The organism is Paraburkholderia sp. MPAMCS5 (genome assembly GCF_036016995.1).
Lineage (GTDB): Bacteria > Pseudomonadota > Gammaproteobacteria > Burkholderiales > Burkholderiaceae > Paraburkholderia.
Map to the genome: position 1 here is coordinate 505,783 of NZ_JAYXBK010000003.1, position 13,546 is coordinate 519,328.

The 13,546-nt window shown below is 65.3% G+C and carries 12 protein-coding genes; 5 read left to right on the forward strand and 7 right to left on the reverse strand.

The features are described from left to right. The first annotated feature begins 22 nt into the window (after window positions 1-22). The 3 genes from argA (at window position 23) to proP (ending at window position 3,995) form a co-directional block, all read left to right on the forward strand. Entirely contained in the window at window positions 23-1,411 is a 1,389-nt protein-coding gene (gene argA / locus VOM14_RS09780) for an amino-acid N-acetyltransferase (RefSeq protein ID WP_327628495.1), read from the forward strand. 111 nt (window positions 1,412-1,522) lie between these two features. Continuing rightward, on the forward strand, window positions 1,523-1,798 hold the full coding sequence (locus VOM14_RS09785) for an oxidative damage protection protein (RefSeq protein WP_082855080.1): 276 nt from the start codon (window positions 1,523-1,525) through the stop codon (window positions 1,796-1,798). Between the two features lie 697 nt (window positions 1,799-2,495). Continuing rightward, window positions 2,496-3,995 (forward strand): glycine betaine/L-proline transporter ProP, encoded by a 1,500-nt coding sequence (gene proP, locus VOM14_RS09790; protein ID WP_327628496.1) that lies wholly within the window; start codon window positions 2,496-2,498, stop codon window positions 3,993-3,995. Window positions 3,996-4,055: 60 nt separating this feature from the next. On the opposite strand, the gene VOM14_RS09795 is transcribed toward proP, so the two are convergent. The 5 genes from VOM14_RS09795 to VOM14_RS09815 all read right to left on the reverse strand — a co-directional run bounded on the left by VOM14_RS09795 (window position 4,056) and on the right by VOM14_RS09815 (window position 9,898). Beyond that, window positions 4,056-4,544, reverse strand: a complete 489-nt coding sequence (locus tag VOM14_RS09795) for a metallophosphoesterase family protein (protein WP_327628497.1) — start codon at window positions 4,542-4,544, stop codon at window positions 4,056-4,058. A gap of 82 nt (window positions 4,545-4,626) precedes the next feature. Then, entirely contained in the window at window positions 4,627-5,433 is an 807-nt protein-coding gene (locus VOM14_RS09800) for a hypothetical protein (RefSeq protein WP_327628498.1), read from the reverse strand. Window positions 5,434-5,435: 2 nt separating this feature from the next. Then, window positions 5,436-6,011 (reverse strand): TMEM175 family protein, encoded by a 576-nt coding sequence (locus VOM14_RS09805; protein WP_327628499.1) that lies wholly within the window; start codon window positions 6,009-6,011, stop codon window positions 5,436-5,438. A gap of 126 nt (window positions 6,012-6,137) precedes the next feature. Then, entirely contained in the window at window positions 6,138-7,538 is a 1,401-nt protein-coding gene (locus VOM14_RS09810) for an FAD-containing oxidoreductase (protein ID WP_327628500.1), read from the reverse strand. A gap of 62 nt (window positions 7,539-7,600) precedes the next feature. Then, complete coding sequence (locus VOM14_RS09815) at window positions 7,601-9,898, reverse strand: putative bifunctional diguanylate cyclase/phosphodiesterase (RefSeq protein WP_327628501.1); 2,298 nt, start codon at window positions 9,896-9,898, stop codon at window positions 7,601-7,603. A gap of 252 nt (window positions 9,899-10,150) precedes the next feature. On the opposite strand from VOM14_RS09815, the gene VOM14_RS09820 reads away from it, so the two are divergent. Both VOM14_RS09820 and VOM14_RS09825 read left to right on the forward strand, forming a co-directional pair. Then, window positions 10,151-10,717 (forward strand): lysozyme inhibitor LprI family protein, encoded by a 567-nt coding sequence (locus VOM14_RS09820; RefSeq protein WP_327628502.1) that lies wholly within the window; start codon window positions 10,151-10,153, stop codon window positions 10,715-10,717. Window positions 10,718-10,853: 136 nt separating this feature from the next. Then, entirely contained in the window at window positions 10,854-11,603 is a 750-nt protein-coding gene (locus VOM14_RS09825; protein ID WP_327628503.1) for an SDR family oxidoreductase, read from the forward strand. Between the two features lie 45 nt (window positions 11,604-11,648). Here the strand turns inward: VOM14_RS09825 and VOM14_RS09830 are convergent, their stop codons facing one another. After that, complete coding sequence (locus VOM14_RS09830; RefSeq protein ID WP_327628504.1) at window positions 11,649-11,972, reverse strand: helix-turn-helix domain-containing protein; 324 nt, start codon at window positions 11,970-11,972, stop codon at window positions 11,649-11,651. Between the two features lie 33 nt (window positions 11,973-12,005). Then, on the reverse strand, window positions 12,006-13,439 hold the full coding sequence (locus VOM14_RS09835) for an aminotransferase-like domain-containing protein (protein WP_327628505.1): 1,434 nt from the start codon (window positions 13,437-13,439) through the stop codon (window positions 12,006-12,008). Between the last annotated feature and the right edge of the window lie 107 nt (window positions 13,440-13,546).

Consider the following 13,546-nt stretch of genomic DNA (forward strand, 5'->3'; position numbering starts at 1 on the left):
GGGGCGCATTATAATCCCCGGCATGAATTCCCAAACCGACCTCGTCCCCGCGCCCGCGAGCGTTCCGGCCCCTTCCGGGGGAGCGGAAGACCTCGCCCAGCACGCGCAATTCGTCGACTGGATGCGCTCAGTCGCCCCTTACATTCACGCGTTCCGCAACAAGACGTTCGTCGTCGGTTTCGGCGGCGAGGTGGTGCATCAGGGGCTCCTGAATGCGCTCGTGTCGGACATCGCGCTGTTGCAGGCCATGGGCATCCAGATCGTGCTGGTGCACGGCTCGCGCCCGCAGGTCGAAGAGCAGATGAGCCTGCACGGCGTCGAGTCGGAGTTTTCGCACGGCATGCGCATTACCGACGCGCGCGCGCTCGAATCCGCGAAGGAAGCAGCCGGCGAAGTGCGTCTGGATATCGAGGCGGCCATCAGCCAAGGCTTGCCAAACACGCCCATGGCGCACGCGCACATCAGCGTCGTGTCGGGCAACTTCGTCACGGCGCGGCCGGTCGGCATTCTCGACGGCGTGGACTTCGCCCACACGGGCGTGGTGCGCAAGATCGACGCCGATTCGATCCGCCATTCGCTCGCGAGCCGCAAGCTGGTGTTGCTGTCGCCGCTCGGCTTCTCGCCCACCGGCGAGGCCTTCAATCTGGCCATGGAAGACGTGGCGTCGGCGGCCGCCATCGCGTTGCGCGCCGACAAGATCGTGTTCCTGACCGAAACGCCGGGCCTCATGGAGGCCGGCGAAGAAGGCCCCGAACTGATCCGCGAACTGTCGCTCGACGACGCCTACAAGCTGCACGAAAGCGGCGAAGTCACCGGCGATGCGGGCTTCTACCTGAAGCATTCGATTCGCGCGTGCCGCGGCGGCGTGGCGCGCGCGCACATCATCCCTTATGCGCTCGACGGCAGCCTGCTGCTCGAACTCTTCCTGCACGACGGCGTGGGCACGATGATCTCGTACGAGAACCTCGAAAGTCTGCGCGAAGCCACGCCGGACGACGTCGGCGGCATTCTCTCGCTGATCGAGCCGCTCGAATCCGACGGTACGCTGGTGCGGCGCGGACGTCACCAGATTGAACGCGACATCGACCATTTCTCGGTGATCGAGCACGACGGCGTGCTGTTCGGCTGCGCGGCGCTGTATCCGTACACGCAGGAGCGCATCGGCGAAATGGCGTGCCTGACGGTCGCGCCCGAAGCGCAAGGCACGGGCGACGGCGAGCGGCTGCTCAAGCGCATCGAGCAACGCGCGCGGGCGCGCGGCCTCACGCGCATTTTCGTGCTGACCACGCGTACCGAACACTGGTTCCTGAAACGCGGCTTCGTCAAGGTCACAGTGGACGACCTGCCAGAAGACCGCCGCCGGCTCTACAACTGGCAGCGCAAATCGCTCGTGCTGATGAAACAGCTCTGAGCGGCCCCCCTATAAGGCGACTCCCCGCCCCACATCGACACAACAACCCTTTTTATGGGACCGGAGCAGGTGCTCACGCATACACTCCGGTCGACACAGGAGAAGCACAGCATGACTCGTATGGTTCAATGCGCGAAGCTCGGCAAGGAAGCCGAAGGCCTCGATTTTCCGCCGCTGCCGGGCGAACTCGGCAAGCGGATCTACGAAAGCATTTCGAAGGAAGCGTGGCAGGCGTGGTTGAAGCAGCAAACCATGCTGATCAACGAAAACCGCCTCAACATGGCCGATCCGCGCGCACGCCAATATCTGATGAAGCAAACCGAAAAGTTCTTCTTCGGCGAAGGCGCAGACACCGCGCAGGGCTATGTGCCGCCCGCAGCCGAGTGAGCATGCTTTTTTGCCGGTTATTCGCCGGTTTTTCGCCGACAAGCAGCACCCCAATCCGCGCCTCATGCGCGGATTTTTTTTGCCCCAGCGCCGCGCGAAATTCTCCAACCGGTACATTTCCAGGCCATTCGACGCCTCTTTTCGAGGCAGCCGCGATTTCGCCGGATCGCCCGCCCCGTAAGGGATTGCGCGCTCCGCCCGGCCTTTGAAAGCCAACCCGGTTTGCACGATCCTCTGTCATCGTGCTAACATGTGCATCGTTCCAACAGCAATTCACCTTCATTCACGTTCTTTGACATTGTGACCCGCCGTGTGCTTCGCACCTCGCGAGTCCACTGAAGAGAACAGTTTTTTATACAAGAAGGCTCGTCGGTCGTATCTCCGTTTGAGTTCGCCCTTAAAGGCGATTCATGGCAAATACAGCACCGGCCTTTTTCGTTTCAGGCCTTCCAGTGGCGTTTGGGCCGGCTTCCAGCCACCCGCGTCCTCATGCATCTGCCCCCCTTCCACGGCCACGCAGGTGCAAAGTCAGCACAATCTAGACGAGTGTTTTTTCGCGACCTGGCTCGCGAGGCATGGGCGTTTGCTTTTTTTCGCCGCTTTTTGCGCGCGCCCGCTCTTCCGCCTTCAAAAGGCGCGGGATGCCATCGCCCTGTTTGCGAAACTGCACTCTCCAGCAACCGTGGCGGAACGCATCATGAGTTTCGTCGCAGTCATCGGAGTTTTTACCTTGACCGCTTCCAGCAACGGCTTCTGGCGACACAAACAAGAACAACGCCTCTCCCTCGACGACATCACCGTCGTCGACAACTCTCTCCTCAAGCGGGCCGTCGGCGCCATGGCGCTCGGCAACGCAATGGAATGGTTCGATTTCGGCGTGTACAGCTACATCGCCGTCACGCTCGGCAAAGTGTTTTTCCCATCGTCGAATCCGTCCGCCCAGTTGATCGCGACCTTCGGCACGTTTGCCGCGGCGTTTCTGGTTCGCCCGGTCGGCGGCATGGTGTTCGGGCCGCTCGGCGACCGCATCGGCCGTCAGCGGGTACTCGCCATGACCATGATCATGATGGCGCTCGGCACCTTCGCGATCGGCCTGATTCCGAGCTACGGCTCGATCGGCATTCTCGCGCCGGTCCTGTTGCTCGTGGCCCGTCTCGTCCAAGGCTTCTCGACCGGTGGCGAATATGGCGGCGCGGCCACCTTCATCGCCGAGTTCTCGACGGACAAGCGGCGCGGCTTCATGGGCAGCTTCCTTGAGTTCGGCACGCTGATCGGCTACGTGCTCGGCGCGGGCACGGTCGCGCTCCTCACCTCGACGCTGTCGAACGACGCGCTGCTGTCGTGGGGCTGGCGTGTGCCGTTCCTGATCGCCGGTCCGCTGGGTCTCGTGGGTCTGTACATCCGGATGAAGCTCGAAGAAACGCCTGCGTTCAAGAAGCAGGCCGAGCAACGCGAAGCCGAAGAAAAGGCGCTCCCGAAGCAATCGTTGCGCCAGTTGCTCGCGCAACAATGGAAGCCGCTGCTGCTGTGCGTCGGCCTCGTGCTGATCTTCAACGTGACCGACTATATGGCGCTGTCGTATCTGCCGAGCTATCTGTCGGCGACGCTGCACTTTAACGAATCGCATGGTCTTTTCATCGTGCTGCTCGTGATGGTCCTGATGATGCCGATGACGCTCGCCGCCGGCCGCCTGTCGGACACGATCGGGCGCAAGCCGGTCATGCTGTTCGGCTGCGTGGGTCTGTTCGCGCTGTCGATTCCCGCCCTGCTGCTGATCCGCGTGGGCACCGTGCTGCCGGTGTTCGCCGGCCTGATGATTCTCGGCGTGCTGCTGTCGTGCTTTACCGGCGTGATGCCGTCGGCGCTGCCGGCGCTGTTCCCGACGAAGATCCGTTATGGCGCGCTCGCCATTGGCTTCAACGTTTCGGTGTCGCTGTTCGGCGGTACGACGCCGCTCGTGACGGCATGGCTTGTCGACCGGACCGCCAATCTGATGATGCCCGCGTACTACCTGATGGGCGCGTCGCTGATCGGTATCGTTTCCGTGGTCGCGTTGCGCGAAACCGCCCGCAAGCCGCTGCTCGGCTCGGGCCCGTGCGTGGCGACGCGCGCGGAAGCGCACGCGGTGCTGCGCGGCGAGCGTGAAGCCGAAGAAATGGACGAACGCTACGCGGCGACCGCTACGGCGCGCGCCTGATCGCGGCAATAAAAAGAAGTAGCTGACACAGACGGGCCGGCAGATTTGCCGGCCCGTTTTTCATTCGAGCAGCAAATCAACCCTCGCGTGAGCCCGCGCGCCTTCCACCATCAGGATGCCGGCCGAGACCGGCAGCTTGAAACGCCGCGGCCCCGCACTGCCGGGATTGACGAACAACACGCCGCCGCGCTCGGTGATCGACGGCTTGTGCGAGTGGCCGCTCACCACCACGCCGATACCTTCCTGCCGTGGATCGCCGCGCACATCGGCGATGTCGTGCACGACCAGGATCGTGACCTGCTGCACGGCGAGCGTGGCATGGGTCGGCAATGAGGCGGCCCAGTCGCCGGTGTCGTTGTTGCCGCGCACGACCGTGAGCGGCGCGATTTGCGCGAGAGCATCCAGCACCGCCGGGTTGCAGATGTCGCCCGCGTGGACGATGGCGTCGCAGCCGGCGAGATATTCGAGCGCCTCCGGACGCACGAGGTTGTGCATGTCGGAAATCAAGCCGATGCGGCTCGGCGGCGAAGTTCGGGCAGAAGAAGTCATGACGACAGTATCCGCGATGACCCTGCGTCACCAGCAAACCGCGGGCAAGCCACCAGCCAGCCGCCGGCGAGCCACAAGCACATCACTCCACCGTCTCCTGCACGGCGATCTCACGCGACGCGGCTTGCACCGGCCGCCTCGCATCGAGCATACGCCGCGTGGCGCCCTGCACGCCGATCGAAACCGCCGACGCGCACGCAAAACTCAACCACACGCCATGGCGCGGCAGCATCGCGGCGGTCACGGCGAAGAACGCCGCGAACGAACCGCGTCCGATCACCATGCCGCGCACGAGCAACGCGACGAAGTCCGCGCCATGCGCGCGCTGCGCCGACACGGCGAGCACGATGCCCAGCAGTGGAAACACCGAGAGCAGACCGCTCCAGGTTGCGCCCATCGACGCCGACAAGGTCGTGACCGCGAGCGTCAGCAGCGCGCCGGCGAGCATGCGCACGGCCAGCTCGCTCGCGCCCGCGCGCGTGGCCGGCACGTGGCCCGTCACGCGCGGCAAGCCGCCTAGCGACATCGCCACGGCCACACAAGCCGCGGCCAGCGCCGACACCCACGAATGAGGCAGATGCGCGAGCAGCATCGCCATGACGATCCAGCCGGTCATGCCCGCCACGAGCGCGAGCGGCCACGACAGACGGCGGCAGCTCCACGCATACGCAAAGTTGAAGGCTTCCGACGCGGCAATCGCCGCAATCGAGGCGACCGAAGCCTGCGCCGCGAACGGCGCCCCGCGCGCCATCGCGAGCAGCAGCACGATCGGCCCCGCGACGACCGGCAGCCCCGCGAGCCAACCCGCCACCGACGGCCCCCACACGCGCCCCGCCAGCGTCAGCGCCGCGAGAAAGGCCGGCACGAGCGCGAGTTTCAGCGCGAGCACGCTCAGGCTTCCAGCACGTGTTCGATGCGCCGGTCCGGCACCAGCCACCAGGCGGCAGCCAGCGCGTAGAGCGCGGCCGAGATCCACGGCGCGGCGAACGCGAGCACGATGCCCGCGAGATAGATCGCCACCGACACCTTGCCCTTGACATCGTTGCCGACCGCCTTCGCGAGGTTCGACTCGTGGCCGTGCTGGTGGATCAGCGCACGCGTCAGAATGAAATACGCGATGGCCGACATGAACAGGACCACGCCGTACATCGCGGTCGGCCACGCGGCCAGGTGATTCTCGCCGGCCCAATGCGTGACCGCGGGCAGCAGCGACAGCCAGAACAACAGATGAAGATTGGCCCACAGCACGCCGCCATTGACCTTCTGCACCGCATGGAACATGTGGTGGTGATTGTTCCAGTAAATGCCCACGTAGATAAAGCTCAGCACATACGCGCAGAACACCGGCACGAGCGGACGCAGCGCGGCGAGGTCCAGACCTGCCGGCACTTTGATCTCCAGCACCATGATCGTGATGATGATGGCGATCACGCCATCGCTGAAGGCTTCGACGCGTCCCTTGCCCATCAACTGTTCCTCGAATTCGAATGAATGCGCCCGAATGCGGCCGCCTGCGCTGCGCGGACGGCCCGCGCCGCTCGCGATTATCCGCGATGCCGCCAGCCCTTGTCGATGCGCGCCGCGCCTGCGCGCTTACTTCAGCGGCTTCAAACCGTCGAGCAAGGTCGGCACCAGTTCGCCGATGGTGGGATGAACATGCATAGCGTATTGCAGCGTGGGATACGGCGCGCCCGCCGTCATGATGTCGATGAACGTATGAATGGCTTCGTCACCCTCGATGCCGTGAATCGCCGCGCCGAGAATCTGTTGACTGCGCGCGTCCACGAGCACTTTCATGAAGCCGTCGGTCTCGCCGCGTTCGCGCGCGCGGCCCACGCGCGACATCGGCAAGGTGGCGATCAGCGCGTCGCGGCCGCTCTTGCGCACGTCGTCTTCGGAGAGGCCGACGCGCGCGAGCGGCGGATCGACGAACACCGCGTACGCCATGATCCGCGCGTCGACCGTGCGCGCGCCGCCGTCGAGCAGATTGGCCGCGACGATCCGGTAATCGTCGTATGACGTATGCGTGAAGGCGCCGCGTCCGTTGATGTCGCCGATGGCCCACACGCCCGGCACGTTGGTGCGCAACTCGCCGTCCACCGGAATCGCGCCGTGCCGGTCGGTTTCGATGCCGGCGGCGGCGAGGCCGAGGTCGTCGGTATTCGGCTCGCGGCCGGTCGCGAACAGCAGATGCGATGCCTCCAGCGCGGGCACGTTCTGCTCGAAGCCGATACACACTTCGTTCTCGCGATGCGGATGCGGTTCGACGCGCGAAGGCTGCACACCGAAACGGAATTCGACGCCTTCGCGCGCCAGCACGTTCTGCACGGACTCGGCGAGATCGGCGTCCTCGCGCGTGAGCACGCGCTCGCCGCGCACCAGCACCGTCACCTCGCTGCCGAAGCGGCGAAATACCTGCGCGAATTCGAGCGCGACATAACTGCCGCCCACGATCACGAGCCGGCTCGGCAACTCAGTGATCTCAAGCAGGCTGGAGTTGGTGTGATAGCGGATTCGCTCGATGCCGTGGAGCGGGGGCACCACCGCGCGCGCGCCGGTATTGAGGAAGATTTCGTCGGCGGCAAGTTCATGCAGCACGCTGCCGTCCGGGCCGCTGACGGCAAGCGTCTTCGGCCCCGTGAAGCGCGCGTGGCCGTTGAACACCGTCACGTTCTCCGTGCCGCGCAGCCATTTTTCCACGCCGTCGCGAGACTGGCCGATGATCTTGTCCTTGCGCGCCTTGACCGCCGACAGATCGACGTTGACCGTGCCGGTGACGAGCACGCCGAGCCTCGCGGCATGGCGCGCGACGTGGGCCGCGCGGGCGCTCGCCACATACGCTTTAGTGGGCGTGCAGCCCACGTTCACGCACGTTCCGCCGAAGGCCGCGCGCTCGACGACCGCCGTGCGCCGTCCGCTCTCGCCAAGACGCACGGCGAGCGGCGCGCCGCCTTGTCCCGTGCCGATAACAACCGCGTCGAAATGCTGTGCCATGGCAACTCTCCTGGGACTCGCATGCAGGTCGTTGCATCTTACGCCAGAGACCTGGGCGCGGCTCAGGTCGCCGCGTATTCGTCGGCCAGGCCGCGCGCATACGCGCTCGCGCCCACCGGCCGGCTGTACAGATAGCCCTGCTGCTTGTCGCAATCGATCGAGCGAAGAAACGCCGCCTGCTCCGGCGTCTCCACGCCTTCGGCGGTCACGTTCATGCCGAGCGAATGCGCCATGGCCACCACCGCCTGGGTAATCGCAATCGAATCGCGGTGATCCGGCAAGCCCGCCACGAAAGAGCGGTCGATCTTCAGGTTGTGCAGCGGAAAGCGCTTCAGATAAGACAGCGACGAATAGCCGGTGCCGAAGTCGTCGACGGAAATGCGCACGCCCGTCGCGCTCAGCGCGAGCAGCATGGGCAGCACGGTGTCGGTATCGCTCATCAAGAGCCGCTCGGTGATTTCGAGTTCGAGCGCGGCGGGTTCGAGCCCGGACTGTTCGAGACAGCGCTTGATCCGCTCGACGAGACCTTCGTTGAATTGACGCGGCGACAGATTCACCGCGACGATCAGATCCGGCGCGAGCGTGCGCCGCCATTGCGCGAGCTGCTCGCAGGCGCGCGCCAGCACCCAGTCGCCCATCTCGACGATGAGGCCCGCGTCTTCCGCGACCGGAATGAACTCGGCCGGCGAGACATTGCCCAGCTCGCTGTTGTACCAGCGCAGGAGCGCCTCCGCGCCGATGGTCCGGCCGGCGTGACTATCGACGATCGGCTGATACACGAGGCTCAGTTCGTCGCCGGCGAGCGCGCGGCGCAGCGACTGCTCGATCACGAAGCGGCGCTGCAACTGCCGGTTCAGCTCGGCGGTAAAGAACTGGAAGTTGTTGCGGCCGCGCTGCTTCGCGTGATACATCGCCGAATCGGCGTTGCGCATCAGCGTCGGCGCGTCCTGGCCGTCTTCCGGAAAGAGGCTGATGCCGATCGACGCGCCCAGGTAATACTCGTTATCCGCCACCGCGAAAGGCACCGCGATCGCGCCGAGGATGTGGCGGGCAAGGCCGATCAACTGATCGTGGTCCTCACATGCGCTGACCACGATCACGAACTCGTCGCCGCCCACGCGCGCGAGCGTGTCGTCGGGGCCGACACACGCGGCGAGCCGCTCGGCGACGCTCTTCAGCAACGCGTCGCCGGCCTCGTGACCGGCCGTGTCGTTGACCTTCTTGAAGCCGTCCAGATCGACGAACAGCACCGCGACGCTCGTCAGCTCGCCGGTGCCGTTCTGGCCGCCAGGCGCGAACAGGCGATTCATCCGCTCGGTCAGATAGGCGCGGTTGTAGAGCCCGGTGAGCGAATCGCGTGTCGCGAGGCGTTTTAACTGGCGCTGCGCGTCGCGCACCGGTCCGATATCGGTGAAGGAAATCAGCACGGAGTCGGGCTGGCTCTCGCCCGGCTTCAGGATCGGCACGACGTTCTGCACGATCCAGATCACCTCGCCGCTCACGAGTTCGATGGCGAGCGTGACGCCGAGCATCGGCTTGCCGGACGCGAACACTTTCGCGGTGGGCCGCTCTTCCTCGGCTACCGGCGAGCCGTCTTCGTTGAAGCCGCGCACCATCACCGTGCGGATGCTGCGCCCGACGATCTGCGGCCCGGTGCCGAGCATGCGCTGCGCGCTCGGATTGCAGGCGAGCACGACGCCCGTGCGCGACAGCACGACAATGCCCTCGATCAGATGATCGACCACCAGCCGGTGATGCTCCTCGCTATGCGCGAGGCGCTGCGCCATGGCGTCCTGATGCACGGCGAGCCCCACGCTGCGGCCAATGTCGCGCAGTATGGTTTCTTCCTGCGCGGTGGGCCGGCGCCGCTCGCGATGATAGACGGCGAACGCGCCCAGCACGGCGCCCGCCTCGTTTTCGAACGGCACCGACCAGCATGCGCGCAACCCCAGCGGCAGCGCGAGGTCGCGGAAATCCACCCACAGCGGATCGGTCTCGATGTCCTCGACGGCGACGAGCCGCCGCTCGTACATCGCGGTGCCGCACGAGCCCGCGCGCGGACCGATGCACGCGCCGTCGATCGCCGCGCTGAAATGCGCGGGCAGCGACGGCGCGCCGCCCATTCTGATGTGCGCGCCGTCTTCGTCCAGCAACAGGATCGTGCAGCACGTGCCCGCGCCGAGCAGTGCTTCGGCGCGATGGCACACTTCATCGAGTAATTCCGGCAGCGGCGTGTTGCGCGAAATCAGCAGCAATACGCCGCGCTCCGACGCCAGCACCTCTTCAGCCATATCCGGCCAATAACGGCTGTCCTCGGACGCCGCTTCCACCTTCTTGCATGATGTCGCTTCGCGAGTCATAGATGCGCCCCCCAATCCAACATCGGCAAGATTGGGTAAGGAGCGCATCAGGGTATACCCGTAATTTACTCGGGAATCTCCGCCGTTGGGCCCTCACCCTCGCCGCGCCTCGAACCGCCGGGCTCCCGCCCGCGTCGTGCAAGGAAGATCTTGTAAGCACTTGCCCCAAGTGCTGCGTTTTTCCGGCGTCCGCAAGATGGACGAACGGACGATCATCGGTTGCATGAAAAACCCTGCATCGCGTGAAACGCAATGAAAATCGTCCGCCCCTTTCTGATCGCCGCGCTGCTCGTCGCGCACCTGCCCGCCCATGCCGCGAGCTTCAATTGCAATAAAGGACGCTCGCTGACCGAAAGAATGATCTGCAACGACCCGGCGCTTTCGCGCCTCGACGATACGCTGGGACAACTCTACTGGAAAGCGCGCCGAAGAGTGATAGACCGGCATGCGTTTATCACCGACAGCGATAGCAAATGGGCGTGGCGCGAAGCGAATTGCCGCGACGCGGAGTGCCTCGGCACGTGGTACACGACGCGCATCGAGGAGCTTCAGCGGCTGATCGCGAGCATGCAGACCGGCGCGCCGGTTCCTCTGGCCGCGCCGGCGCAACCGCGCGAACCTGTCGATACGGCGCTGCCCCAGCCTTCGCGCATTGCGCCGCGCACGGATGTCGCGATGCTTCAATGCACGGCCGCGCATCCCGGCATCGTCATGGAAGAGCAGTGTCCGGCCGTGATCCAGCAGAACAGCCGCCAGTGGAAATACCGGCCGCGCGGCGGCGACTGGTTCTGCGGCGTCGCGATGCTCGGACGCACCTAAGGCGGCGCAACGGGCCGCGGCCCTGCAACACGTTCGACATTTCCGAACGAGTGCATCGGAGAAATGGCACGGCAGGCGCGCTTTCGAGGCGCAAGATACCTGACACCAACCCCTTTCACTCTTGCGGAGAAACAGAATGACTCGCTTTAACGGAAACTCGGTCCTCGTCACCGGCGGCAGCAGCGGTATCGGCTTCGCCGCGGCTCGAGCTTTTGCCCGCGAAGGCGCTCGCGTGGTCATCACCGGCCGCGACGCCGATGCGCTCGAATCGGCGCGCGCCGCCCTCGGCCCACAAGCCGTCGCGCTGCCTAACGACGCCGGCTCGGTGGCGTCGGCGCGCGAACTGGCCGCCGCGATCGGCGCGGCGGGCATCCGGCTCGACGCGGTATTCGTGAACGCGGGCACGGCGAAGTTCGCGCCGTTCCCCGCCGTCGACGAAGCATTGTGGGACGCGACCTTCGACACCAACGTCAAGGGCGCGTATTTCCAGATCCAGGCGCTGTTGCCGTTGCTCAATCGCGGGGCGTCGATCGTGATGAACGGTTCGATCAATGCGCACCTCGGCATGCCGGCGTCGTCGGTGTATGCGGCGAGCAAGGCCGCGCTGATTTCGCTCGCGAAGACGTTGTCGGCGGAATTGCTGCCGCAAGGCGTGCGGGTCAATGTGGTCAGTCCCGGCCCGGTGCAGACGCCGCTTTACGGCAAGCTCGGCCTCGACGCCGCCGCGCTCGAAGCCACGGCTGCGCAGATTCTCGGCCAGGTGCCGCTCGGGCGCTTCGGCACGCCGGACGAAATCGCCTCGACCGTGCTGCATCTGGCCGCGCCGGAATCGGCGTTTATCGTCGGCACGGAAATCATCGTGGATGGCGGGATGAGCCAGCTCTAAGGCAGCTTCGAACCAGCTCGAAGCCAGCCCCGAGCCACCGGCCAGTCAATGAAGCCTTGGCGGCGGCTCGTCGTTCTCTTCGGGCGTGTCGTCGTCTTCGCCGGCTGGGCCGCCGTCGCCGAACACAGCCCCGCATAGCTCCTGGCCGGCCTCGGTGAGACGCGCGGTGCCGGTGCCCTCCTCGTTGAATCTCGTATCGACGAGACCGCCGTCCACCAGCGCCGTCAACTGCCGCCTGAGCGCGCTCATCGGCACGCCGGCCTGCTTCGACAGTTTCGCGAGCGACCACGCGCCGTCCGGTCTTTCCTGACAGGCGCGCCAAAGCTGTGTCAGCACCGCGAACAGTGCCGGGTCGATATCGTCTTCCATCCTCGTCTCCTTTTGGTTTGGCCAGCCGCGCCCTCACGCCATGTGCGCCACCAATTCCCCTAACGTCCTCAACGCCGCCTCGCTCTGCGCCGTCCACGGATAACTGTAATTGAGCCGGATGAAGTGGCGGAAATCGTTGCGCGTCGAGAACATCATGCCTGGCCCCACGGTGATGCTGCGCGCGAGCGCCGCCTGATAGAGCCGCATGGAATCGACGCGCTCCGGTAGCTCCACCCACAGCACGTAGCCGCCCTGCGGCGCCGAAATGCGCGTGCCGGCGGGAAAGAAGCGCCGCACCATCGCGGTCATGATGCTCGCCTGCTGCCGGTAAACCTTGCGCACATGCCGCAGATGCCGGTCATAGCCGCCCTGCCGGAGATAATCCGCGACCGCGACCTGCGGCACCGAAGGCGTCGTCAGCGTGTTCAGGAACTTCAGTTTTTCGACCTGCGCGCGGTAACGCCCCGGCAGCGCCCAGCCGATCCGGTACGACGCCGTCAGGCTCTTCGAAAACGACGCGCAATGCAGCACGAGCCCTTGCGTGTCGAAGCTCTTCAACGCGGACGGCCGCGTCTCGCCGAAATACAGCTCCTGATACACATCGTTTTCGATCAACGGAATCTGATGCGCGGCGAGCAGTTCCACGAGCTGGCGCTTGCGCGCGTCCGGCATCTGGAAACCAAGCGGATTCTGGAAATTCGGCATCACCATGCAGGCGGCGATCTTCTGCGCGGCGATCACGGCGGCGAGCGCGTCGAGATCGATCCCTTCGACGGGATGCGTCGCGACCTCGATCGCCCGCATGCCGAGACGCTCGATGGCGTGCAGCATCGCGTAATAGGTGGGCGACTCGACGGCCACCGTGTCGCCGGGTTTCGCGACTGCCTGCAAGCTCAGGTTGATCGCCTCGGTCGCGCCGAGCGTGATGACGATTTCGCCGGGATCGACCGGCATGCCGTTTTCCGTGTAGCGCCGCGCGATCTGGCGGATCAGTTCGGGATTGCCGGGCGGTAAATCGTCGATCAGATTCCAGCTCGCTTGCCGGCGCGCGATCGCGTTCGCGTACTGATTGATGCGCCGCCACGGGAACAGCGACGGATCGGGATATGGCGAGCCGAACGGCACGGCATCGTGCGCGCGGATGCTGCGCAAGGTGGACAGCACGAGCCGGCTCACGTCCACTTCGGCGGCGACGGGCGGCGCCGGCGGCGCGGCCTTCCCGCCCGGCTGCGGCTTCTCGCGCCGGAACGCGGCGAGCGCGCCCTCGCGCACGAAATAGCCCGACTGCGGACGCGTTTCGACGATGCCGCGGCTTTCCAGCAGCGCATACGCATGCAACACGGTCTTGATGCTCACGCCATGCTGCTGGCTCGCCTGGCGCACCGACGCAATCCGCTCGCCCGCGGCGAACACGCCGCGGCGCACGGCTTCGGTGATTTCATCGGCGAGCTTTTCGTACAGTTTCAAGGACGTGGGTCGAGCAACGGGTTGTGCGAAGCGCCAGTCTATGACAAAACGCGCACAACTGTATCCCTTCCCTTTTTGATTTTCTGTATGCTGCACTGCGATTGGAA